The organism is Isoptericola sp. NPDC056134 (assembly GCF_042264825.1).
Classification (GTDB): Bacteria; Actinomycetota; Actinomycetes; order Actinomycetales; family Cellulomonadaceae; genus Isoptericola; species Isoptericola nanjingensis.
In genome coordinates this window covers 307,537-330,647 of the sequence record NZ_JBHJVM010000001.1, presented here as the reverse complement: position 1 = coordinate 330,647, position 23,111 = coordinate 307,537, and the positions used below count along the sequence as shown (strand labels likewise).

Genomic DNA, 23,111 nt, shown 5'->3' with positions numbered 1-23,111 from the left:
TATCCGCTCGTGAGTGAGCTCGCCGCAGCTCTCGCCGGCGCCCAGGACGAGCAGGGCTCTTGACGGCCAGACGTTATCCACGATTTGGTCAGCACACTGCTGACCAAATCCGAGGCCTGGAGCGAAGGACCCAGCTTCGCAGGGATCCAGTGACATTGGTGTCCACCACTCTATGTGCACCGAGCTCGTGTAGTTGACCGGTACCCTCCCAAGCGTAGGCGCGATCCGGACTTCGGGAGGTATGAGTTGGCATCATCGGCAGATGACTCCGCCGCAGAAGGTCGGGAGTCCTCCCGTCTGAGGCGGCGGCAGTCGCGCAAGCTCCAGGATCTGGAGACCGGCATCTCAGACGAGGTCGCAAGAGCTTACGAACTTGTACCGGCGATCGGCAAAGGGCGCCGGTGGTACGACATTCCGTACCGCGCTCTCTCCTGGCTTTCTAGTGGGTGGCGACGGCGCATACTCCCGCGGCGAGCACTGCTCGCATTAAACTATGGGATCAACTATCTTATACCCTATAACGAACATGACCGGGATTTCGTGCGGTCGCGCGATAGCTGGATGCACAATGTATTCGTTCCCGAGGATTACCACGTAACGTCTGCCGGTATCTGGGTAATCGAACTCTTTCCTCCCTCGCAGCTGCCGGCGTTCGAGGCAGCTTTGGTTAAGAATGGATGGAAACGTCCGAAGCGGTGGGCTCCGGCTAAAGAAGACAACCCTTCGATGTTGCAGAGGGCTCGCTCTGGCCGCGGCGCTATTTGGTGGCCCGTGGTTGACGTCGTAAGGAAAGGCTCGAAATGGTGGGTGCCGGACGGAATACGGGCGGACTTGCCTCCTCACTACGAATGGATAGGCCTACGCGCGATGCAGGTGGGCGCTGGCCTGACCGCGGTAATCGCCCGCTTCACCCTTACTGAACTCGCGGCATCGTCGCTTGATAGCGAGTGGCATCGAGATCACGAGCCCATCCTGATCCGAGGGTCCCGCGGTGAACGCCCTCGAAATCTTGATCGACACTGGGCAACTTTTCAAAACACTCAGAGCGCCCGCAAAAGTCTCCATGACTCCGCCCGAGAGTGGATGAAGGAGCAAGTGCCAGGGTTCTTCGCTGCGAGTAACACTCCACAGTTGCTCCTAGATCTTCTGCTCCTCGAGGGCCATGACCCAACCTTGGAGCCTTATGTGGAGACGGCCCGCGAGGATGAGATCAAGCGAAGTGACGCCCTAAGGGCGCTTGGGCTACCCGATCGCGAGTCTCATCATATTGTCTCGACGTCGTTGAAGAAACTTGTCCTTTCGCCGCCAGACCCCGTGATGCACCCTGGCCTGGGGGACGGGCCGACGTGGACCCTCTGGGGGAACCGCGACGCGATCATCGAGGCATGGGGAAACGACGCTTTCGCTGGCTTCAGTGACAGCACTAATCGCGGGATCGCCTATCGCGTCGAGTCGACATATCCTCTCCTTACCATGCTTGCCGTCTCAAACTTTCTAGAGATCGGCGCTCAGCGATACGCGGAAATTCGCGACAGGGCAACGACACGGCACGGCAAGTTTCGGCCCGGCGCCTTGCGAGAGCTTCGCCAGTTCTTCCTGACGCTTAGCCTGGATCTGACTACTGTGCGACGCGAGGCGGCGTCGTTCTGGGAAAATGATCGATACTGGCGGTGGGAAGCGGGTGATGATTTCGTATTTCAACCCACGCCGAGCACATTAGCGCGATATGGGCAGGGTGAACGTTACGAGAAGGAGTCGCGCAATTTCAATATGTCCGTGCGTAAGCGTCAGGATGAGCAGTTTGAATTGCTAATTGCCGCTGATCGGGACTATCGCGATATTCTGTCGACGGTGGCATCAATCGGGGCATCCGTCGACGCGTTCAAGATCGGCAGATGGGCGTTGTGGGTCGCCCTCGCCTCCTTGGCAGTTGCAGTCGCCACGATCATCCTGGCCGACGTGGGATGCGACAGCGTCATTCATCAGTTCGTCGGGTGGCCTTCGAGCGAGACTTGCGAGCAGTGAACGGTCTTGGATCTCGGAGCGTCGATGGCCCCGCCGGCGCAAATTCAGAGTTAGGGACACATCAGGGTCATGTCTGGTGATCTCCTCGTCGGAGGTTCCACAGTTCCCAGGCGTTACTTAGGAGGTCCAGCGGAATCTGCCAGACTCGTACGACCTGGTTCGCGGGGAGGTCGTCCTCGAGCCCTATGTCCCAGGACCAGCTCCTGGCGTGTGCATTCCCTGAACTGACATTCCAGAGCTCACCGATCCTGGTCTGCGGGTCGTTGAGGCTGTCTTCGAGGTGCGCCGCTGCTGCCGTCAGAAGTTCGATCTCGGAGATCTTGCTGTCTGACTTGCGCCCCAGCCGTACCAGCTCCTCTTGGGTCTTGGCGGTCAACGAATCTGCTTCCTGGCGCAGCGCTGACGTCAGGGTTTCGACCATCGGAGGTGTTGCGTCCTCCCAGTTCTTCACCAGTCGGTGAACGTCTTGGGCTTCCGTGCGGAGCAGGAGGAACGCTCGTATGATGCGGGTTTCCGCATCGTCTGGTTCTAGCAAGTACAGGGCCTTTGCGGCACCAAGCATCGTGGTTCTCGCCAGCGTCAGAGACGCCTTAGTGCGTACCCCCCATTCGCAGCCCGCCCTCATGAAGTAACCAGAAGCGGAATGCTCGCCTGCGGTCGCCATCGCGCGCCAGACGATCTGAGCAAGTGTCCGTCCACCGGGTAGCTGTTGGTCTTGGTGGAGCAGGAGGTCGCAGCCCGGTCGCATCCAGATGGACGCGGGGTCTTGCACTCGAGCGTCCCAGGCGACGGCCGCCTCGTCGATGTGCCGTGCCAGCTCATTTGGCTGCATGGAGAGACCCTAGCGACGCCCCCCGGACTGTTGCGGCCACGCTGCCGCCGTACTGCACGCGGTGATGCCGCAGCGCCCTGACCGGGGACGAAGCAACCCATATTGCGCGGCACCCGCGACACGCCCGAGATCGTGCAAGGTAGGGCGGCGTGTTCGTGCAATCTGCGTTGCATGTCGACATGTCGGTCTGCGGGTAGGCAAGGCGTGGCGCGAGCGAGGACGGCCATGCCCGTGGTTCCGGGGAGCGTGATGCGGCTCGGGCCGCAGGCTCGACAGGTCGCGGGCGAAACCGATCACGACGGACTTTCGACGCTCCTCCTCCCGGCGCCCGGGGCATGATGCCCCCGTGGACTTCTCGCAGCCGCCGGTGGTCCGGGTCGTGCCGGACGCCGAGCACCCGCTGCCCGCGGGCGTGTGGCCGCGGACCGTCCCCGCCGTCGAGCAGCTGCTGCGCGACGGGCTGGAGCTCGCGCCGGGCGTGACGTTCCTGGTGGGGGAGAACGGCAGCGGCAAGTCCACGCTCGTGGAGGCGGTGGCGGTGGCCTACGGGCTGTCCCCCGAGGGCGGGTCGGCGCACGGTCGGCACTCGACCCGCGAGACGGAGTCGCCGCTGCACCGCGCCGTCCGGCTGCAGCGGGGCGTCGGGTCGGGGCGGTGGGGCTTCTTCCTGCGCGCGGAGACGATGCACGGCTGGTACACGTTCCTCGAGGAGCATCCGGGGCCGAGGGACCCGGTGTTCCACGAGATGAGCCACGGCGAGTCGTTCCTCGCGGTCCTCGAGTCCCGCTTCGACGGGCCGGGCCTGTACTGCCTCGACGAGCCGGAGGCGGCGCTGAGCTTCTCCTCCACTCTCAGCCTCATGAGCGTGCTCGAGGACCTTGCCGGACGCGGCGGCCAGATCCTCTGCGCCACGCACTCGCCCGTGCTGGCGGCGCTGCCTGGCGCGACGATCCTGGAGGTCGGGCCGTGGGGCCTGCGCCCGACGACGTGGGACGACCTCGAGCTGGTGCAGCACTGGCGTGCCTTCCTCGACGCGCCGGGCCGCTACCTGCGCCACCTGCTCGGCTGAGCGTGGGGACGCCGCCCGGGGCCCCGGGCGGCGTCCGGGCGGGCGTCCGTCAGACGCGCGGGGCGTCGGACAGCGGCACGGGCGCGGGTCGCTCGCAGGTGCTGGCGACGGAGACGGACGTCCCCTTCTCGGCGGCGGTGAGCAGCGACGTCATGACGTCGAGCACGTGGTACGCCAGGTCGCCGTTCGCCCGGGCGGTGGCGCCGGGCGGGGTGGCGGCCAGGTCCGCGAGGCCGTAGCCGCGGCCGGCGTCGCGGTACCCGGCGCTCACGGGGAGCTCCTCCCACCCGCCGCCGAGCCGGTGCAGCTCGACGGTGCCGTCGAAGCCGTTGGGGTCCGGCACGACGAGCGAGCCCCGGTCCCCGTGCACCTCGATGCACGACGCGTGCGTCGCGACGGCGTCGAAGCTCATGACGAGCGTCGACAGGGCGCCGGACTCGTGCCGCAGCACGCCCGTGACGTGGGTGTCGACGTCGACCGGCACCTGCTCGCCCGCGCGGGGCCCGGAGCCGACGGTGCGGGTGGCGCGCGCACGGCTGGCGCTGCCGACCACGGACTCCACCGGGCCGAGCAGCGTGACCAGCGCGGTCACGTAGTACGGGCCCATGTCCAGCAGCGGTCCGCCGCCGGGCAGGTAGTAGAAGTCCGGGTTCGGGTGCCAGCGCTCGTGGCCGGGGGTCACCATCGTCGCCGTCGCGGCGACGGGCGTGCCGACCAGGCCGTCGTCGACCGCCTTCCGCGCCGTCTGCACCCCCGTGCCCAGCACGGTGTCCGGCGCACAGCCCACGCGCACGCCCGCGGCGCGGCCGGCCTCGACGATCGCGCGCGCGTCGTCGGTCGTGGCGGCGAGCGGCTTCTCGCCGTACACGTCCTTGCCCGCCGCGATCGCCTTGAGGGCGACGTCGGCGTGCGCGGCGGGGATCGTCAGGTTGAGCACGGCGTCGACCTCGGCGTCGGTGACGAGCTCGTCGACGGTGAGGGCGCGGACGCCCTGCTCGGCGGCGACGGCGGCCGCGCGCTCGGCGTCGAGGTCCGCGACGGCGACGAGCCGCACCGCACCGCTCCCCAGTGTCCCGAGCCGCTCGAACGTGCTCAGGTACTGGCCGGAGATCGCCCCGACCCCGACGATGCCGATCCTCAGCGGCTGGCCCACAGGATGCCCCTCTCGATGATGGTGCGGACGTTCGGGTCGTTCACGACGTCCAGGTTGTGCCCGGGCGTCGAGACGAAGACGCGGCCGTCGCCCCACTGCCGGGTCCACACGGCCGGGCAGGTCACGGGCCGGTGCCACGGGTGGTAGTCGGGCGCGGCGATCGTGGTGGTCGCCAGGACGTCGTTGTACTCGTCGGTGAGCACCCAGTACTGCTCGGTGGTGAGCTCGAAGTCGGAGATCCCCGCGACGATCGGGTGGTCGGCCCTCTCGGGGACGATGTCCACCGTGTAGCGCACGAAGCAGTCGGTGCCGTCGCCCGGCAGCTCCTCGCGCGGCGCCTTGGCCGGGTGGGTGGCGAACTGCCCGCCGACGAGGTGCAGGTAGTCCGAGCTGCTGCGGTACGAGTCGGCGATCCCGCCGTGCCAGCCCGCGAGGCCGGTGCCCGCCCGGACGGCGGTGGTGAGGCCGCGCAGCTCGTCGTCGGCGATGGTGCTCATCGTGACGGTCTGCACGACGACGTCCACACCGGCCATGTAGTCGGCGTCGGCGTACACGGTGGTCTCGTCCTCGACGTGCACCTCGTACCCGTTCTCGGTGAGGAACGGGACGAACGAGTCGGTGGTCTCCACCGGCTGGTGCCCGTCCCACCCGCCCCTCACGACCAACGCCCGTCGCTGTCTGCGGTCTGTCATCTGCAACTCCCATTGTTGCGCAACTGCATGATGCTTCTCGGATGTGCCCGACAAGTCTTCCACGGGCCAACTTCGGCCTTCAAGGGGCGAGGGGCGATCCGCGGCGGCCAAATAGTTGCGCAACTTTGAGGGGCGTCGCTAGGGTCCGGGTGTGCCCGCCGACCGTCCCACCACGCTCGCCGACGTCGCCGCCGCCGCCGGGACCACCGTCCCCACGGTCTCCAAGGTGCTGCGCGGCCGCTCCGACGTCTCCGCCGCGACGCGCGCCCGCGTGATGGCCGCGGTCGACGACCTCGGCTACCGGGGCCGGGCGGGCCGCGGGGTCGCCCCGCGGGGGGAGCGGCCGCCGCTGGTGGACCTCGTGCTCAGCGGCGTCGACGGCACGTGGGCCAACCGCGCCTTGAGCGGCGTGGAGCAGGCGGCCACCGCGGCCGGCCTCGACATCGTCGTCACGGTGGCCCGGCAGCCCGACGACGCGTGGCTCACGCGCCTGCTCGCGCGGCACTCCCGCGGGGCCGTCGTCGCGCTCGTCGACACGACCCGCGAGCAGCTCGCCACGCTCACTGCGGCGCGCGTCCCCGTCGTCCTGCTCGACCCGGTGACCCAGCCGCCGCGGACCGTCGCGAGCGTCGGCGCCACCAACTGGGCCGGGGGCCGGACGGCCGCCGAGCACCTGCTGGGCCTCGGCCACCGGCGGCTCGCGGTCCTGGCGGGCCGGCGCCGGCACCTGTACAGCCAGGCCCGCGTGGACGGCTTCCGCTCCGCGGCCGCCGAGGCGGGAGCCGACCTGCCCGACGACCGCGTCGCGCACGGTGACTGGACGCGGGCCGGCGGCGCCGCGCTCGCCGCCCGGCTGCTCGCCGGCCCGGACCGCCCGAGCGCCGTCTTCGCCTGCTCGGACACGATGGCGCTCGGGGTGTACGACGCCGCGGCCGCCGCCGGGCTCCGGGTGCCGGACGACCTCGCCGTCGTCGGCTTCGACGACCTGCCCGAGGGGGAGTGGGTCCACCCCGGCCTGACGACCGTGCGCCAGCCCATCGCGCAGATGGGCGCCGCCGCACTGCGGATGCTGCTGCGCCTCGGCGACGAGCCCTCCGCGCAGCTGCCGACGGACGCGCCGCGCGAGGAGCTCGCCACCACGCTCGTCGTGCGCGGCTCGACGTCGACCCCGGACCGGTCGGCCGGGTAGGTCAGAACAGGTCGCCGTACCCCATCGCGACGAGGTTGTCGTAGGAGGTGCGCAGGCACTCGAGCGCGGTGCGGCCGTAGAACTCGTCCTGCTCCACGAGCAGGTACTCGGCCCCGACGTCCAGGCTGGTCTCGACGATCGACGGGAAGTCGAGGTTCCCCTCGCCCACCTCGGCGAACTGGACGATCTGCCGCAGCTCGTCCTGCCACGGCGCCTGGTCGCCGGCGTCGAGCGCCTCGTACACGGCGGGGGAGAGGTGCCCGATCCGGTAGTCCTTGAGGTGCACCATCGCGACGCGGCCCGCGTACCGGCGCAGCGTGCGCACGGGGTCCAGGCCGCCGCGCTGCACCCAGTGCACGTCGATCTCGAAGCCGACGAGCGGCGAGCGCTCGGCGACGACGTCGAGCAGGTGGCGCCCGTCGTACCTCGCGAAGTCGACGTGGCCGTGGGCGGATGTCGAGAACCCGCCCGCGGCTCCGTCCCCGGGGTGAGTGCCGACGGACGGCACCCGACGAGACCGACGGAGACACCATGATGCAGCAGACCAGCCGTACCGTGGCCGCGAACCTCAGCCTCAGCCTCGACGGCCGGTACCACGGCCCCGGCGGGCCGGCCGACTTCGGCGCGTTCCTGCCGTACGTCGCCACCGACACGGCTCGCGACCACCTGGTCCGCCTGTGCGCCGGCGCGACGACGGCCGTGCTCGGCCGGGGCAACGCCGAGGGCTTCCTGGGCTACTGGTCGCCCGTGGCGGGCGACGAGGCTGCCGACCCGCGCGACCGCGCGTACGCGCGTTGGCTGGTCGACACCCCGAAGGTGGTCCTCTCGCGCACGCTGGGGACGGCGCCGTGGCCCCGAGCCCGCGTGGTGGACGCGCCCGCGGCCGACGTCGTGCGGGGCCTGCGGGACGCCGGCCAGGGCGACGTCCTGGTCAACAGCAGCCCGAGCGTCATCAAGCCGCTGCTCGCCGCGGACCTGATCGACCGGCTGTACCTCCTGATCGCCCCGGTGATCGTGGGCGGCGGGGAGCGCCTGTTCGACGACGGCCTGCCCGGCACCACCTGGACCCTGTCGTCACAGGTCGTGGGGGCGCAGGGCGAAGTTGCCGCGGTCTACGACCGGGTCCGGTGACCGGCACGACGCCCCGCGACTCGAGCTGACGCGCGGACCCGCGCCCGCCGACGGTCCGTCCGCCACTACGCTGCCCCGGTGCTCGAACCCGCCCCGCTGATCGCCGGCCTGCCGTGGACCGGGTGGGCCGTCGTCGTCCTCGTCGCGCTGCTCGTCGGCTTCTCGAAGACGGCGCTGGGCGGCCTCGGCATGATCGCGGCGGCGCTGATGGCGCTCGTCGTCCCGGCCAAGGAGTCCACCGGCGCGGTGCTGCTCCTCCTGATCACGGGCGACCTGGTCGCGATCTGGGCGTACCGCAAGCACGCCGACTTCCGGGTGATCGGGCGCCTGCTCGCGCCGGTGCTGGCGGGCGTGGCGCTCGGCGCGGCGTTCCTCACGTGGGTCAGCGACGACGTCATGCGCCGCACGATCGGCGGCATCCTGCTGGCGCTGCTGGTGCTCAACCTGTGGCGCGACCGGCTGCGCGTGGACACGCGCGCCGCGACTCTCGGGTACGGCGGCCTCGCCGGCTTCACGACGATGGTCGCGAACGCCGGCGGCCCGCCGATGAGCCTCTACCTGCTGGCCGCGCGCTACGAGAAGTGGCGCTTCCTCGGCACGACGGCGTGGTTCTTCTTCACGGTGAACGTCATCAAGCTGCCGGTGGCCGTCGGCGTCGGGATCGTGGGTGCCGACACGGTGGGGCTGTGGGCCGTCCTGGCGCCCGTCGTGCTGGTCGGGACCTGGATCGGCCGGCGCGTCATCGGGCACGTGGACCAGCAGCTCTTCGAGCGGCTCGTCACCGTGCTCGTGGCGCTCGCGGCCCTCAACCTGCTGCTGCTCTGAGGCGGCGTCGATGCTGCGTCACGTGGCGCGCAGGCCCCACCGTGCGGGCGCCATCGTGTAGATCTGCCGGTACAGCGCCGTGCCGACGAGCACGCCGAGCGCGATGGCGACGATGGACCCCGCGATGGTCGGCAGGCTCGTGGAGCTGACGGCGTCGCCGCTCGCCGTCTGGGTGAGCCCGATCAGCCCGGTGGCGCCGGGCACGAGCAGCCAGAACGCGGGGAGGAAGCAGACGACGGCGGGCGGCGCGCCCCTGACGGTCTGCACGAGGTAGGCGCACAGCGTCAGCGCCGCCGCGCCGAGGAAGCCGCTGTAGACGCCGTTCGTGACGGTCGCGCCGACGACCTGCCCGCCGTACGCCACCAGCAGGACGACGGTGAGGAAGAAGAGCGACCGGGGCGGCCCGCAGTGGTACAGGAAGATGCCGAGCGAGAAGAGCAGCACCCCGATCCAGGGCTGGAAGGCGCCGAGCGTCGTGGCGGAGGAGGCGAGCGCGTCCGCGCTGGGCACGTCGGTGATCGCCAGGGCCGCGAGGATCCCGAACGCGAGGAACAGCAGCTGCGCCAGGCCCGAGACCAGCCGGCTGGACCCGGCGACCATGTCGCCGGCGGCGAGCTCCTGGACGCCGGTGGTGAGCGCGGCGCCGGGCAGCAGCGTGACCAGGGGAGGCACCAGCACCTGCAGCGGCTCGCTCACGACCGTGGTGTCCGCGAGCCCGAACACGAGCAGCGCCAGCACGAACGCGGTGACGACGGGCAGCAGGGTCGCGGCGTACGTCCCGGGCCGCACGGTGAGCTTGACGGCCCCGACGAGCACGCCGAGCACCAGCGCGTACAGCAGGCTGACGGGGTTGCCGCCGAGCAGCACCAGCCCGAGACCCGCCGCGGCCAGCCCGTGCCCGGCCGTGCGCACCCAGGCCGGGAACCGGGGGTGCGCATCCCGGACCTCTTGCAGCCGCTCGGCCCCCTCCGACGCGTCGATCCGGCCCGCGACGGCGTCGTCCACGACGGCGTAGACCTGCGCGGCACGGTCGAAGCGGACCTCGCCGCCGGCCGACTCCGCGACGTCGAACCGCGTCTCGGTGTCGCCGGGCATCTTGATGAGGATCAGCGTCGGGAAGACGAAGAGGGTGGTCTGCGGCGACCCGAGCGCGACGGCGACGCGCTTGAGCGTGTGCTGGATGTCCGTGGCGGCCGTCCCGACGGTGAGGAGCGCGCCGCCGAGCAGCACCAGGAACTCCTGCAGCCGCTCCGACGCGGCGTCGACCACCGGCTCGGCGTCCAGCGACCGGCGGTGCAGCGTGAACCGCGGCACCCTCAGCCGCAGCAGCCGATGCCGGGCGCTGGTGCTGTCGCTCTCGGTCACCGTCCACCGCCCTCCGCCGCGTGCACGCCGTGGATCGCTCGCCAGGCTAGGGCCGCCTCCCGGCGTCGGCGACCGCTGCGGGCGCCTTGACCCGAAATTTACAGCGCTGTATGTTCGCTGCGGCCCGTCGCGGAGACGGCGCCGATCGTGGTCGAAGGAGACGTCGCGTGAGATCGAAGTCGATGGCCGGCCCGCCGAGCGCGGTGAGCCGACGCTCGTTCCTGGCGGGAGCCGCCGGGATGCTGGCGGCCGTCCCGCTGGCGGCGTGCGCAGCACCCGGAGGCGGCGGGGGGCGTACCCAGATCACCTTCTACGAGCAGAAGCAGGAGGTCATCGCCTACTTCGACGAGCTCCTGCGGCAGTTCGAGGGCGAGCACCCCGGGATCCGCGTGGTGCACGACTCGACGACGGCCATCGCGCCGCAGTTCGTCCGGGGCGAGCCGGGCGACGTCGGGTGCTTCAACGACAACCTCGAGCTCGCCCGCTACGTCTCCCGCGGGCAGATGAGCGACCTGTCGGGGCTCCCGTCGGCGTCGACCGTCCGCACCGACATCAGCGAGCTCACCGACCAGTACGCCACCTTCGCGGGGCGCACCAGCGTGCTGCCGTACTCGCTGGCCGCCGCGGGCGTGATCTACAACAAGGGGATCTTCGCCGAGCACGACCTGCCGGTGCCGACCACGTGGACCGAGTTCGTCGACGTCTGCACGGAGCTGCAGAAGGCCGGCGTCACGCCGATCTACGCCACCGACCGGGACACCTGGACCCTGTGGCAGGGGCTGTTCGACTACTCCGTCGGCAGCCTGGTGGACCCGGGCGAGTTCTTCGGCCGCATGAAGGAGCTCGGGACCGAGGTCGGGCCCGACTCGGACGTCTCCTTCGCGAAGACCCTCGCCGTCCCGATGGAACGCGCCAAGACCATCTCGTCGTTCTTCAACCCCGACCACGCCGTGCGCGGATACGCCGACGGGAACCTGGCGTTCGGCCAGGGCAGGGCGGCGATGTACCTCCAAGGCCCCTGGGCGCTGAGCCAGATCGCCCTGGTGGACCCGGACCTGGAGGTCGGCACGTTCGCGCTGCCGGTGAGCGACGACCCCGACGAGCGCCAGGCCCGGGTCAACATCGACCTCTGCCTGTACATCCCCGCCGCCACCGCGCACCGCGAGGAGGCCGTGGAGCTTGTCGAGTTCCTCATGCGCCCCGAGATCCTCAACGCGTACAACGCCGACAACCTGGCGCACTCGACGCTCAAGGACGGCCCGCCGCAGCAGGACGAGCGGCTTGCCGGCCTGCAGCGGTACGTCGACTCGGCGGCCTTCTACCAGGGCGCCGGCACCTTCGTCCCGACCTCGATCCCGCTGGGCAACTACCTCCAGGAAGCGATCCGGTCGGGCAACTTCGACGCGATGCTCGACCAGCTCGACGCCGACTGGCGTCGCCTGGCCGGCCGGGAGGCGACGGTATGACCGCCACGACGACCCCCTCGACGGCGACGCGCGTCCCGGCGCCGGCGCCGGACGGCGCGACCGCACGTCGGCGCCGTCACGGCCGCCCGGAACCGATCGCGTACGTGTTCCTGGTCCCGGCCCTGCTGGTGTTCACCGTGTTCGTGGTGATCCCCGCGTTGGTCGGGATCTTCTACAGCTTCACCGACTACGTCGGGTTCGGCGGCTGGAGCTTCCTGGGCCTGCGCAACTACGTCGCGCTCCTCGGCGACCCCGGCATCCGCGAGGCCTACGGGTTCACCCTCGGCTTCGCTGTCGTGACGGTGGTCGTGGCGCAGGTGATCGCGCTGACCCTCGCGATCGGCCTGTCGAAGCGGATCCGCTTCGCGGCGGGGCTGCGGGCGATCTTCGTGATCCCGATGGTGGTCTCCGGGATCGTCGTCGCCTACGTCTTCAACTTCCTCTTCTCCAACACGCTGCCGGCGTTCGCGTCGGCGGTGGGTCTCGACCCGTTGTCCCAGAGCATCCTCGGCAACCCGGACCTGGCGTGGCTCGCCATCGTCGTCGTGTCCGCCTGGCAGACCATCCCGGGCGCCCTGCTCGTCTACACGGCCGGGCTCACGTCGATCCCGGGCGACCTGTACGAGGCGAGCTCGCTGGACGGTGCCGGGCCGTGGCGGCAGTTCCGCTCCATCACCCTGCCGCTCATCGCCGGATTCGTGCTCATCAACACGATCCTGGGGATCAAGGGGTATCTCGGCGTCTACGACGTCATCGTCGGTCTGACCGGCGGAGGGCCGGGCAACGCGACCAGCAGCGTCGCGATGACGATCTTCGGCGGCTTCACGGGTGGCGACTACGCCTACCAGATGGCCAACGCGACGGTCTTCTTCGTGATCACGGTGCTCATCTCGGTGCTCCAGCTCGTCGTCTCCCGTGGAAGGAACATCCGCCTGTGACCGCCACCGCCCCCGCCCTCGCCGGGCGTGCTCCGGGCCGCGAACTCCGCCGGCCGTCCCGCGGCGGCCGCACGAGCTGGCCGCTCACCGTCGCGCTCGCGCTGTGCTCCCTCACGGTGCTCGCCCCCCTGTACGTCACCGTCACGATGGCGTTCAAGACCAGCGAGCAGTCCGTGGACGGCAACGCCTTCGCGCTGCCGGCGCCGTTCAACCCCGCGAGCTTCGCCGAGGCGTGGCAGCTGACCCGCTTCCCGGTGTCGTTCGGCATCTCGGTGGGCGTCGCGGCGCTCACCGTGGCCCTGACGCTGCTGCTGAGCTCGCTCGCGTCGTACGCCATCGTGCGCTACTGGTCGCACCGGTTCTTCCGCTGGTCGTTCGTGTACCTGCTCGCGTCGATGTTCCTGCCGTTCCCGGTGATCGCGCTGACGGAGATCAAGCTCACCGCGCTCACGGGCCTCGACAACCCGCTGGGCGTCGCCATCCTGCACGCCATGTTCCAGCTCGCGTTCAGCGTGCTGCTGTTCTCGGCGTACCTGCGCTCGATCCCCGTCGAGCTCGAGGAGAGTGCCCGCATCGACGGCGCGACGACGTGGCAGGTGTTCTGGCGCATCATCCTGCCGCTGCTGGGCCCGATGATCGCCACGGTCGGCATCTTCGCCTTCCTCGCGTCGTGGAACGACTTCATGCTGCCGTCGATGATCGTGTCCGACCCGACGCTCCAGGTGCTGCCCGTCGTGCAGAACATCTTCCAGAGCCAGTTCGGCACCAACTACAACGTGGCGTTCGCGTCGTACCTCATGGCGATGGCGCCCACCATCGTCGTGTACCTCATCGCTCAGCGGTGGGTCATCAGCGGCATCACCCAGGGCGCCGTCAAGAGCTGAGCCGTCCCGCCCCGGCACCACGCACCGCACGCACCACGCACCGCACGCACCACCCGAGGAGTCCCCGTGACCGACACCGTCGACACGACGCTGCCCGTCGTCCGCCCGCTGCCCGGCGCGGCGCCGCAGGCCCGCCCCGAGCAGGCGGTGCAGGGCGACGGCTGGCGCGTCACCGTGCTGACCGACTGCCTGTTCCGCGTCGAGTGGTCGCCGGACGGTGGGTTCGAGGACCGGGCGTCCACGTTCGCGGTGCGTCGCGACCTCGGCACGACCGAGTTCGCCGCCCGGTCGGTCGGCGGCGGGATCGAGATCGCGACGTCCCGGGCGCGGCTGCGGTACGACGGGCAGGAGCCGTCCGCGCACGGCCTGGTCGTCGAGCTGATCGGCGCCGACCCGGGACGCTGGCGCTACGGGGAGCCCACGCACGACCTCGGCGGCACCGCGCGCACGCTGGACGAGGTCGACGGCCGCGTGGAACTCGAGCCGGGCGTGGTGTCGCCCGACGGGATCGGCGTGGTCGACGACACCGACTCGTTCCTGTTCGCCGACGACGGCTGGATCGGCACGCGCGAGCAGGGCCGGCGCGACCTGTACGTCTTCGCCCACGGGCGGGACTACGCCCGGGCGATCCGGGAGCTGTACGCCGTGTCCGGGGCGCCCACGCGCCTGCCGCGCTGGGCGCTGGGCAACTGGTGGAGCCGGTACCACCCGTACTCCGCCGAGTCGTACCTGGAGCTCATGGACCGGTTCGACGAGGAGGGGCTGCCGTTCTCGGTGGCCGTCATCGACATGGACTGGCACCGCGTCGAGACCGTGCCGGCGCAGTACGGCAACGGCTGGACCGGGTACTCGTGGGAGCGGTCGCTGTTCCCCGACCCCGAGGCGTTCCTCGCCGCGCTGCACGAGCGCGGCATGCGCACCACCCTCAACCTGCACCCGGCCGACGGCGTGCGCGCGTTCGAGGACGCATACCCGCGGGTGGCTGCGGCGATGGGCATCGACCCGGCGTCCGAGACCCCGGTGTCGTTCGACCTCACCGACCCGGAGTTCGTGCGCGCCTACTTCGAGCTGCTGCACCACCCGCTCGAGGAGCAGGGCGTGGACTTCTGGTGGATCGACTGGCAGCAGGGCGGCACCTCCAACCTGCGCGGCGTCGACCCGCTGTGGCTGCTCAACCACTTCCACCATCTCGACGCCGCCCGCGACGGCGGCCCGGGGATGACGTTCTCGCGGTACGCGGGCCCCGGCAGCCACCGGTATGCCGTCGGCTTCTCCGGCGACTCCGTCGTCTCGTGGGACTCGTTGGCCTTCCAGCCCGAGTTCACCGCCACGGCGTCGAACATCGGCTACTGCTGGTGGAGCCACGACGTCGGCGGGCACACCACCGGCGTGCGCGACGACGAGCTCGCCACCCGGTGGGTCCAGCTCGGCGTCCTGTCCCCGATCAACCGCCTGCACTCGGCGGCGAACCCGTTCATCCGCAAGGAGCCGTGGCTGTTCCCGGCGGAGCACCGGCAGGCGATGGGCGACGCGCTGCGGTTCCGGCACCGCCTGGTGCCGTACCTGCACACGATGAACCACCTCGCCGCCGCCGGCACGCCGCTCGTGCGCCCGATGTACCACCTCGAGCCACGTCGCCGCGAGGCGTACGGCGTGCCGAACCAGTTCGCCTTCGGCACGGAGCTGCTGGTGGCGCCCGTCGTCACCCCCCGCAGCACCACGTCGCTGCACAGCCGCACCCGCGCCTGGCTCCCCGCCGGGCGGTGGACGGACGTGTTCACCGGCGCCGTGTACCGCGGCGACCGGCACGTCGAGCTGCACCGGCCGCTCGAGTCCGTGCCCGTGCTGCTGCGCGACGGCGGGATTCTGCCGCTCGCCGCGGAGTCCGAGCGCGACGCCACGCGCAACCCGGCGGCGTTCGACGTGCTGGTGGCACCGGGGGCGTCGGGCCGGTTCGACCTCGCGGAGGACGCCGAGGACGACCACGAGGCCGAGGCCGGACCCGCCGCGACGACCTCGCTGCGCTGGGACCGCGAGGACCGCGAGCTGCGCGTCGGCGCCGTCGCCGGCCGGGCCGACGTCGTGCCCGCACGGCGCGAGTGGACGGTCACGTTCCTCGCCCAGCTGCCGGGCGGGGAGGTCACCGTGGACGGCGTCCCCACGGCCGTGACCGGCCGCGACGGCCGGTGGAGCGTCACGTTCACGGCCGCGTCCGACGTCGGCGCGACGGTGCGGGTCGAGGGGGCGCCGCTGCGCCTCGGCGGCGACCCGCGGCCGGCCGCGCTGCATCTGCTCGAGCGCGCGCAGATGCGCAACCCCCAGAAGCTCGCCGCCTGGGAGGTCCTGGACAGTGCGCGCGACGCGGTCGAGCGCCTCGCCGGCCTGGACAGCGTCGACCTGCCCGAGGACGTGCGCGGCGCGGTGGTCGAGCTCCTCGCGACCGTCGTCGACGAGCCGGCCTGACGGCCCGGACGCCTCGGCCGCTGGGGCGGTGCGCCTACCCCGCGGCCGAGGGCCGTGCTCACGGCTCGGGGGCGCTCTCGCGGACGAGCACGTCGTGCCCGACCGTCACGTGACGGCCGGGAGCGTCGAGACCGTCGATGCGCTCGAGGAGCAGGTCGAGCGCGCGGGAGGCGAGCTCGACCGTGTCCGGGGCGACGCTGGTGATGCTCGGGACGGTGCTCGCCGTGAGCACCGTGGCGTCCCACCCGACGACGGCGACGTCGCCGGGCACGTGCAGCCCGCGCACGAGCAGCGCGCGCAGCGCCCCGATCGCCGCGAGGTCGTCGCGACACAGCAGGCCGTCGATCTCGAGCCCGTCGTCGAGCGCGGCGCCCAGCGCGGCCTCCGCCCCGAGCGCGTCGCCCTCGGCCCGCGCGACGAGGAGCGACTCGTCGAACCGGTGCCCGGCGCGCTCGAGTCCCGCCCGGTAGCCGTCCAGCCGCAGCGTCGACGTGAACGACCAGGGCCCGGTCTCGTGGCCGAGGAACCCGATGCGACGCCGGCCGAGGCGCACCAGGTGGGTCACGGCCTGCTCCGCTGCGGCGACGTTGTCGATGGCGACCTGGTCGGCACCGGACGGTTGCGGGTCCTCGCCGAGGAAGACGAGCGGGGTGTCCTCGCGGTACGCCTCCAGGTCGGTCGCCCGCAGCGCCTGCGGGTGCAGGACGACGCCGTCGACGATCCCGGCCTCGCGGTCGCGCAGCACGGCACGCTCGCCGTCGGGCGTCCCACCGGTCTCCTCCAGCAGCAGGCGGTAGCCGCGCGCCGCGGAGACCCGGGCGAAGACGTGCGCCAGCTCGGCGAAGTACGGCCGGCGCAGGTCGGGGAACGCCAGGGCCAACATGTTCGACCGGCCCGTCGCGAGGCTGCGGCCGCGCAGGTTGGGCCGGTAGCCGAGCTCCGCGACGGCGGCCTGCACGCGTTCGCGCATCGCCGGGCTGACGTGCGGGTAGTCCCGGACCACGTTGGACACCGTCTTCATCGACACGCCCGCGTGCGTCGCCACGTCCTGGAGCGTCACTCTCTTCACGGGGATCACCGTAGCGCCCGTAGATCTCAGATTTACAGCGCTGTATAGTCGCGCCGTGACCACGACGACCCGCGCCGCCGCCGAAGCCGGCCCCGCGCTCGACCGCCTCCCGCTCGCCTCCCGCCAGGACGGCACGTACCCACGGCCGCAGCGGCTGCGCGAGCGGTGGGCCTCCCTCGACGGGACGTGGGAGTTCCGGCACGACGACACCGACGCCGGGCTCGCCGCCGGCTGGACGACCGGGCTCGGGGAGAGTCGCCCGATCACCGTGCCGTTCCCTCCGGAGTCCCTGGCGTCCGGGATCGAAGAGCCCGGGTTCCACCCCGTCGTCTGGTACGCGCGCACGATCGGTCCGGCCGACCTCGCGGCCGCCGGCGTGTCCGAGGCCGCGCCCCGGGTGCTGCTGCACTTCGGCGCCGTCGACTACCGCGCCACCGTCTGGGTCGACGGCGTCCTCGCCGGCGAGCACGAGGGCGGCCACACCCCCTTCACGGTCGACGTGACCGCGCACCTGGCCGCGGGCACCACCGGCGAGGACGCCGAGCACCTGCTGGTCGTCCGCGCCGAGGACGACCCCCACGACCTCACCCAGCCGCGCGGCAAGCAGGACTGGCACGAGGACGCGCACGCGATCTGGTACCGCCGGACCACCGGGATCTGGCAGACCGTGTGGCTCGAGGCCGTCCCCGTCACCAGCGTCGACCACCTGCGCTGGCTCCCCGCCGGACCGTCGGCCGTCGAGCTCACCGTGCGGTTCCGCGGCCCGTTGGCGCCCGGGTCCCGGGTGCGGGTCGCCCTGCGCTTCGACGAGCGCGACGAGGACCTCGGCACCGTCGAGGTCACGACCGTCCGCAGCACGCCGGCGATTGATCTCACCGTGCCGATCGCCCGGCAGCGCAACGGGCAGGCCGAGGACGAGCTCACGTGGTCGCCCGAGAGGCCGCGCCTCGTGGACGCCGTCGTCTCGCTGCACGACGCCGACGGCGCGCTCGTCGACGCCGTCTCCTCCTACCTCGGTGTGCGCAGCCTCGGCGTGGGGGACGGCGCGTTCCTGCTCAACGGGTATCCCTACGACGTGCGGTCCGTGCTCAACCAGGGCTACTGGCCCGACAGCCACCTCACGGCCCCGACGGCCGACGCGCTGCGCCGCGAGGCCGAGCTCGTCAAGGAGCTCGGCTTCAACGCGTGCCGCATCCACCAGAAGATCGAGGACCCGCGCTTCCTGTACTGGGCCGACCGCCTCGGCATCCTCGTGTGGGGCGAGGCCCCGGGCGCCTACGAGTTCTCACCGGTGGCGGTGCAGCGCCTGACGCGCGAGTGGATCGACGCGGTCGACCGCGACGTCTCGCACCCGTCGATCGTCACGTGGGTGCCGTTCAACGAGTCGTGGGGGATCCAGCACGTCGTCGACGACCCGACCCATCAGGCGTACTCGCGCGCGCTCACCGACCTCACGCGCGCGCTCGACCCGTCGCGTCCCGTGATCTCCAACGACGGCTGGGAGCAGCAGAACACCGACATCATCACCGTGCACGACTACGAGGGTGACGGCGCAGTGCTCGCCCGGCGCTACGCCGACGACGCCGCGCGCGAGCGGGTGGTCGGCGGCATCGCGCCGTCCGGGCGCCGGCAGATGGTCGGGGGCTGGGCCGACTCCGGCCAACCGGTGATGCTCACGGAGTTCGGCGGGGTGAACTATCAGCCGGGCGACGAGCGCGCCGACGGCTGGGGCTACACCGCCGCGCAGGACGGCGACGACTGGGTCGCGCGGATCACCGCGCTCTACGACGCCGTCCGCGCGAGCCGCTTCCTCGCTGGATCGTGCTGGACGCAGCTCACCGACACGATGCAGGAGACCAACGGTCTGCTCACCGCCGGCCGTGAGCCGAAGGTCCCGATCGAGCGCATCCGCCGTGCCGTGACGGGGCAGCGTTGACCGTCACCGACCTCGACCGCGAGATCTGCGCCACGGCGTGGTCCGGGCCGGGGCACGAGACGGGGGCGGTCGCGCCGCCCGTGTTCCAGACGAGCCTCTTCACCAAGCCCACGTTCGCGGAGTTCGCCCGGCAGCAGGCGGCCGAGCACGAGAACTTCGTCTACAGCCGCGGCACGAACCCGACGGTCGCGTTCCTCGAGCGGCAGCTCGCGCTCCTGGAACGCGGCGAGGCGGCCAAGTGCTTCGCCTCAGGGATGGGCGCGATCGCGGCCGTGCTCGGTGGCCTCCTGCGCCGCGGCGACCACGTGCTCTTCGTGAACAACGTGTACGGCCCGACCCAGGAGCTGGCGCGTCACCTGGAGCGCTTCGGTGTGGAGCACACGGTCGTGACCGACCCGGGTGCGGACGTCGAGAGCCACCTGCGGGAGAACACGGCGCTCGTGTACGTGGAGAGCCCCGGCACGATGCTCATGCGCCTCGTGGACCTGCGGGCGCTGACGGCGGCCGCGCGGAGCCGGGGCGTGCTCACCGCGATCGACAACACGTGGGCCACGCCGCTGTTCCAGAAGCCGCTCGAGCTGGGCGTGGACCTCGTGATCCACTCGCTCACCAAGTACGTGGGCGGGCACAGCGACGTGATCGGCGGCGCGGTGATCGGCTCGGCCGAGCTGCTCCGCGAGGTCTTCTACCGCGGGCACCAGCTCTTCGGCGCGGTGATGTCCGCGATGGAGGCGTCGCTGGTCCTGCGCGGGCTGCGCACGCTGCCGGTGCGGATGGAGCAGCACCAGGCGAACGCGCTGCGGGTCGTCGACCATCTGCTGGCCCATCCCGCGGTCGCGGCGGTTCACCACCCGTACGCCGCCTCCGACCGGGACGCGGACCTCGTCCGGTCTCAGCTCAGCGGGTTCTCCGGGCTGCTGAGCCTCGAGCTGCGCGACGGATCCTTCGAGGCCGTGTCCCGGTTCGTCGACGCCCTGCGCGTGTTCCGGATCGGGGTGAGCTGGGGCGGCTACGAGAGTCTCGTGAGCTCCCCGGTCCGGGCGGACAACGCCGACACGCTGAGGGCGGACGGCATCCCGCCGGGCCTCGTCAGGCTGTCCGTCGGCCTCGAGGGTTCCCGTCTCCAGATCGACGACCTCGACCGCGCGCTCACCGGTGTCGGAGGCCGGTCGGCCGGGTGACCCTCACGGGCCGCTGACGGCGGCGCGTCAGCGCCCGAGGAGCGTCAGTGCCCGAGGAAGACGGCGATGGCGTAGGCGACGACGGCCGACGCCGCCGTCAGCAGGGCCAGGCCGGTCCAGCCGACGACGTGTCGTGCGCGCCCGGTGTGCGGTGCCGGCTCGGTCATCCGGTCCGGTCCTCCAGGAAGTCGATCGTGGCGTCGAAGGACCGGGCGGCCTGCGGGCGGTCGAAGTGGAACTGGTACTCGTGGGGGAGGCCTTCGCCGTCGTCCCAGAACAGGGTCTCGGTCGGGACGCCTTGGTCCTGGAGCGCGGCCGCGAGCTCGCGCCCCTGGCTCTCGAACGGGTCCGCGTCGCCGACCGTGAGGTACGTGGGCGGGTAGTCCGCCGTCGCCTGCTTCGTGGTGGAGAGCTGGTCGGCGAACGGGGCGTCCGCCCAGTCGCGGTGCCCCGTGTACGCCCGGAGGAACGTGCGCAACCCCGGGAAGCCCGTGGCGCCCAGGGTGTCCAGGTCGTACGCGCCGCAGTACAGGACGACGGCGCGGAGGCGGTCGCGCGGCGCGCCCGGGGTGAGGTCGAGGTCGGCCGCGAGCCCGGGGTTGGTCTGGACGGCGGCCAGCTGGCTCGCGATCTGCGCGCCCGCGGAGTCGCCGCCCAGGACGACGCGCGCGGGGTCGCCGCCGAAGTCCGCGATCCGCTCCTGGACGACGTCGAGCGCGGCATTGCCCTGCCGCACCGGCACGGGGTACCGGGCCTCCGGCGCCAGGGTGTAGTCCAGGCTGACGACCGTGTAGCCGCGGCTCGCGAGCAGGACGGAGAAGTCCTCGACGGTGGCGGGCGAGCCCGAGACGTAGCCGCCGCCGTGCACCCACACCACCACCGGGTGCGGCCCCTCGGCGCGCGGCGCGTACACGACGGCGCTCGCGTCGGGGGCGTCCGGGGTCGGGATCGGCACGGTGCGCGGGTCCTCGACCTTCGCCCGCGCATCCTCGATGTCCAGGGGCGGCGTGACGCCGGGCCCTGAGTCGAACAGCGTCTGCAGCATCGTCGCTCCCGGCTGCACGGACACCTGGTACCAGCCCAGCGCGAGAAGCACCCCGAGCACGACGGCGATCATCGCCCGGAGCGTGCGCCGCAGCCACGGGCGGCCGGCGCGCGCCGACGTCCCGGGCGCCTCGTCGGTGGCCACGACGGGTCAGCGCCGCGTCAGGCGGAGCACGGGCGGTTCGCGGTCGGTGCGCTCCCCGTACCGCGCGTGCCCCGGGGGTGGGTGAAGGTCATCGGGTCCTCCGCCGTCGTCCACGTCGTCGCTGGTCAGGGTGGTCCGCGATCGACCGTACGCCCGGGTGGGCGACGCGGGCCGAAGCGCTCCGGGTGCGCGCGTCGTCGTCGGGTGGGAGCGTCGCGGGAGTCCCCGACGAGCACCCGGAGGTGTCTCCCGACGGCGTGGACGTGCTCGACGCGGTGCGCCGGCTCGTGGGTCCGGTCAGTAGCCGCCCATCTGCGTGACGCCCGCGGTGTACTCCCAGTGCCACGGCTCGTACTTGGAGCCGCCGGGCCGGGCCCAGTCGGGGTTGTCCCAGCCGTAGGCCGGGGCGTTCGCGGCGAGCCAGTTCCACCGGGAGCCGGAGTACGTCTCGGGGCAGATGTCGACGGCGAGGCCCCAGCCGTGGTTCGACGTGCCCGGCGCGGCCGCGAGATACCCCTTGGCGGCCTTCGTCGCGACCTGCTGCGCGTAGCTGCGGAAGCCGTCCGTGATGCACATCGACTCGCCCCACGCGGCCTTGTACGCCTCGTTCAGCTCGGCGAGCTTCACGGCGGCGTCGGCGCGGACCTGCGTGCGCCCGTCCCACAGCGTGCACAGCTCGCTGGAGGGGATCTGCCCGTTGGTCCCGGTCCCGGCGGCCACGCCCTCGCACCCCGGCAGCACCGGGGGCGGGCCCTCGATCTCGCCGCGGTCGAGCGTCTCGACCGACATCTTCGCCTTGTCCGACACCGTGACGGTCGCGCCGCCCGCGGTCTGCTTCACGGTCGAGGCCTGCGCGACACCCGCGCGGGCACCGCTGCGCGAGGCGGCGCCGTCACGGTCGTCGACGGCGGCGGCCGCCGCGGCGGTGATCGCCTCGAGCGAGCCGGTCGTCGGCTGGTCGTCGGGCTCCGGGGCCGCGGCCTGCGGTGCGATGCCGGTGAGTGTCGCGGTGGTCGCGACGGCGACGGTCAGCCCGACGCCCAGGCCCGCGAGGCGGCCGGGGACGCGCTTGCGCGCCGACTTGCGCACCGGACGGTGCTCGGAGCGGGTCGTCTCGCCGCGGGAGGTCTCGACACGCGGGGTCTCGCGGCCCGCCGCCGGGCGGACGGGGTCGAACACGTGCGCGTGCACGACGGTGGGCGTGGCGGTCGCCGGAGCGTGGACGTGCACGGGCGGCGCGGGCGCGACGGGGGGTGCGGTGCGGACGGGGGCGGCAGGCGCGGCCGGGACAGCGGCTCGGGGCGGGGCGGTCTCGCGGACGGGCTCCGGGACGTGCCGGACGGCGGTGACGGGACGGCTGCGCCCGCCGCGTCCGGGGTCGCGTCGGCTCGGGTAGGTGCGGGTGGCGGGGGCCGGTGCGGGCTGCGTCTGCGTCATCGCGCGGCCTGCGCCGAGGCGTCGGACGGAGCGGGTGCGCCGCGGTGCGCGGTGCTCCTGTGAACGTGGGTTGTCATGCGACCTCTCCTGCTGCCTGAACCACCGGCCCGGAGGAACGTACCGCACCGGCGGGTGGAATGTCACGAAACGATCACGAGCTGGTCGGGGAGCGGGGGGAAGGGGCCACCCAAGCCCGGGGCGCGGAAGGGCGGGGGGGAGGGAGGGGGGTGCGCCCCTTTTTGGTCTCTTTCATTTTGTTTGTTTAAG

20 protein-coding genes are annotated in these 23,111 nt (G+C 71.8%); 11 read left to right on the top strand and 9 right to left on the bottom strand.

The features are described 5' to 3' along the window. Positions 1-1,185: 1,185 nt before the first annotated feature. On the top strand, positions 1,186-2,025 hold the full coding sequence (locus ACFCZN_RS01495) for a hypothetical protein (RefSeq protein WP_429762851.1): 840 nt from the start codon (positions 1,186-1,188) through the stop codon (positions 2,023-2,025). A gap of 67 nt (positions 2,026-2,092) precedes the next feature. On the opposite strand, the gene ACFCZN_RS01490 is transcribed toward ACFCZN_RS01495, so the two are convergent. After that, entirely contained in the window at positions 2,093-2,857 is a 765-nt protein-coding gene (locus ACFCZN_RS01490) for a hypothetical protein (RefSeq protein WP_430555596.1), read from the bottom strand. A gap of 346 nt (positions 2,858-3,203) precedes the next feature. Between ACFCZN_RS01490 and ACFCZN_RS01485 the strand changes: the two genes are divergently transcribed. Then, positions 3,204-3,926, top strand: coding sequence for an AAA family ATPase (locus ACFCZN_RS01485; RefSeq protein WP_430555595.1), 723 nt, complete (start codon positions 3,204-3,206; stop codon positions 3,924-3,926). A gap of 49 nt (positions 3,927-3,975) precedes the next feature. Here the strand turns inward: ACFCZN_RS01485 and ACFCZN_RS01480 are convergent, their stop codons facing one another. Continuing rightward, positions 3,976-5,079: a Gfo/Idh/MocA family protein gene (locus ACFCZN_RS01480; protein ID WP_430555594.1), complete on the bottom strand. Its 1,104-nt coding sequence runs from the start codon at positions 5,077-5,079 to the stop codon at positions 3,976-3,978. Next, the gene (locus ACFCZN_RS01475; protein ID WP_430555593.1) at positions 5,064-5,771 is read right to left on the bottom strand and encodes a ThuA domain-containing protein; all 708 of its coding nucleotides are present in this window, start codon (positions 5,769-5,771) and stop codon (positions 5,064-5,066) included. The genes ACFCZN_RS01480 and ACFCZN_RS01475 overlap by 16 nt, the downstream gene beginning before the upstream one ends. Before the next feature lie 151 nt (positions 5,772-5,922). On the opposite strand from ACFCZN_RS01475, the gene ACFCZN_RS01470 reads away from it, so the two are divergent. Beyond that, on the top strand, positions 5,923-6,960 hold the full coding sequence (locus ACFCZN_RS01470) for a LacI family DNA-binding transcriptional regulator (RefSeq protein WP_430555592.1): 1,038 nt from the start codon (positions 5,923-5,925) through the stop codon (positions 6,958-6,960). A gap of 1 nt (position 6,961) precedes the next feature. Here the strand turns inward: ACFCZN_RS01470 and ACFCZN_RS01465 are convergent, their stop codons facing one another. After that, a complete protein-coding gene (locus ACFCZN_RS01465; RefSeq protein WP_430555591.1) occupies positions 6,962-7,468 on the bottom strand; it encodes a sugar phosphate isomerase/epimerase family protein in 507 nt (168 codons plus the stop codon). A 23-nt stretch (positions 7,469-7,491) separates the two neighbouring features. Here ACFCZN_RS01465 and ACFCZN_RS01460 point away from each other — a divergent pair, with 23 nt between their 5' ends. Next, positions 7,492-8,091 carry a dihydrofolate reductase family protein gene (locus ACFCZN_RS01460; RefSeq protein ID WP_430555590.1) on the top strand — a complete coding sequence of 200 codons (600 nt, stop codon included), beginning with the start codon at positions 7,492-7,494 and terminating at the stop codon, positions 8,089-8,091. 78 nt (positions 8,092-8,169) lie between these two features. Beyond that, complete coding sequence (locus tag ACFCZN_RS01455; protein WP_430555589.1) at positions 8,170-8,916, top strand: sulfite exporter TauE/SafE family protein; 747 nt, start codon at positions 8,170-8,172, stop codon at positions 8,914-8,916. Positions 8,917-8,934: 18 nt separating this feature from the next. On the opposite strand, the gene ACFCZN_RS01450 is transcribed toward ACFCZN_RS01455, so the two are convergent. Then, positions 8,935-10,281: a threonine/serine exporter ThrE family protein gene (locus ACFCZN_RS01450; RefSeq protein WP_430555588.1), complete on the bottom strand. Its 1,347-nt coding sequence runs from the start codon at positions 10,279-10,281 to the stop codon at positions 8,935-8,937. A 167-nt stretch (positions 10,282-10,448) separates the two neighbouring features. Here ACFCZN_RS01450 and ACFCZN_RS01445 point away from each other — a divergent pair, with 167 nt between their 5' ends. From ACFCZN_RS01445 to ACFCZN_RS01430, 4 genes are all read left to right on the top strand, one after another. Continuing rightward, positions 10,449-11,747 (top strand): ABC transporter substrate-binding protein, encoded by a 1,299-nt coding sequence (locus tag ACFCZN_RS01445; protein WP_430555587.1) that lies wholly within the window; start codon positions 10,449-10,451, stop codon positions 11,745-11,747. Then, positions 11,744-12,685 (top strand): carbohydrate ABC transporter permease, encoded by a 942-nt coding sequence (locus ACFCZN_RS01440; protein ID WP_429762862.1) that lies wholly within the window; start codon positions 11,744-11,746, stop codon positions 12,683-12,685. Before ACFCZN_RS01445 ends, ACFCZN_RS01440 begins: the two co-directional genes overlap by 4 nt. Continuing rightward, positions 12,682-13,569, top strand: coding sequence for a carbohydrate ABC transporter permease (locus ACFCZN_RS01435; protein ID WP_430555586.1), 888 nt, complete (start codon positions 12,682-12,684; stop codon positions 13,567-13,569). The genes ACFCZN_RS01440 and ACFCZN_RS01435 overlap by 4 nt, the downstream gene beginning before the upstream one ends. A 66-nt stretch (positions 13,570-13,635) precedes the next feature. Continuing rightward, positions 13,636-16,032, top strand: a complete 2,397-nt coding sequence (locus ACFCZN_RS01430) for a TIM-barrel domain-containing protein (protein ID WP_430555585.1) — start codon at positions 13,636-13,638, stop codon at positions 16,030-16,032. Between the two features lie 58 nt (positions 16,033-16,090). On the opposite strand, the gene ACFCZN_RS01425 is transcribed toward ACFCZN_RS01430, so the two are convergent. Further along, positions 16,091-17,101, bottom strand: a complete 1,011-nt coding sequence (locus ACFCZN_RS01425) for a LacI family DNA-binding transcriptional regulator (protein WP_429762865.1) — start codon at positions 17,099-17,101, stop codon at positions 16,091-16,093. Positions 17,102-17,156: 55 nt separating this feature from the next. Between ACFCZN_RS01425 and ACFCZN_RS01420 the strand changes: the two genes are divergently transcribed. Both ACFCZN_RS01420 and ACFCZN_RS01415 read left to right on the top strand, forming a co-directional pair. Beyond that, positions 17,157-19,037, top strand: coding sequence for a glycoside hydrolase family 2 protein (locus ACFCZN_RS01420; RefSeq protein ID WP_430555584.1), 1,881 nt, complete (start codon positions 17,157-17,159; stop codon positions 19,035-19,037). Then, positions 19,034-20,218, top strand: coding sequence for a trans-sulfuration enzyme family protein (locus tag ACFCZN_RS01415; RefSeq protein ID WP_430555583.1), 1,185 nt, complete (start codon positions 19,034-19,036; stop codon positions 20,216-20,218). The genes ACFCZN_RS01420 and ACFCZN_RS01415 overlap by 4 nt, the downstream gene beginning before the upstream one ends. A gap of 44 nt (positions 20,219-20,262) precedes the next feature. Here ACFCZN_RS01415 and ACFCZN_RS01410 read toward each other — a convergent pair whose 3' ends face one another. The 3 genes from ACFCZN_RS01410 to ACFCZN_RS01400 form a co-directional block, all read right to left on the bottom strand. After that, positions 20,263-20,385, bottom strand: a complete 123-nt coding sequence (locus ACFCZN_RS01410) for a hypothetical protein (RefSeq protein ID WP_429762868.1) — start codon at positions 20,383-20,385, stop codon at positions 20,263-20,265. Further along, positions 20,382-21,407 (bottom strand): alpha/beta hydrolase, encoded by a 1,026-nt coding sequence (locus ACFCZN_RS01405; protein WP_430555582.1) that lies wholly within the window; start codon positions 21,405-21,407, stop codon positions 20,382-20,384. The genes ACFCZN_RS01410 and ACFCZN_RS01405 overlap by 4 nt, the downstream gene beginning before the upstream one ends. Before the next feature lie 297 nt (positions 21,408-21,704). Next, positions 21,705-22,844, bottom strand: a complete 1,140-nt coding sequence (locus ACFCZN_RS01400; protein WP_429762870.1) for a M15 family metallopeptidase — start codon at positions 22,842-22,844, stop codon at positions 21,705-21,707. Between the last annotated feature and the right edge of the window lie 267 nt (positions 22,845-23,111).

Bases quoted from the DNA above. Each gene is read 5' to 3' on its own strand.
- ACFCZN_RS01400 (WP_429762870.1), bottom strand. From the start codon at position 22,844: ATGACGCAGACGCAGCCCGCACCGGCCCCCGCCACCCGCACCTACCCG.
- ACFCZN_RS01475 (WP_430555593.1), bottom strand. From the start codon at position 5,771: ATGACAGACCGCAGACAGCGACGGGCGTTGGTCGTGAGGGGCGGGTGG.
- ACFCZN_RS01460 (WP_430555590.1), top strand. From the start codon at position 7,492: ATGATGCAGCAGACCAGCCGTACCGTGGCCGCGAACCTCAGCCTCAGC.
- ACFCZN_RS01440 (WP_429762862.1), top strand. From the start codon at position 11,744: ATGACCGCCACGACGACCCCCTCGACGGCGACGCGCGTCCCGGCGCCG.
- ACFCZN_RS01490 (WP_430555596.1), bottom strand. From the start codon at position 2,857: ATGCAGCCAAATGAGCTGGCACGGCACATCGACGAGGCGGCCGTCGCC.
- ACFCZN_RS01410 (WP_429762868.1), bottom strand. From the start codon at position 20,385: ATGACCGAGCCGGCACCGCACACCGGGCGCGCACGACACGTCGTCGGC.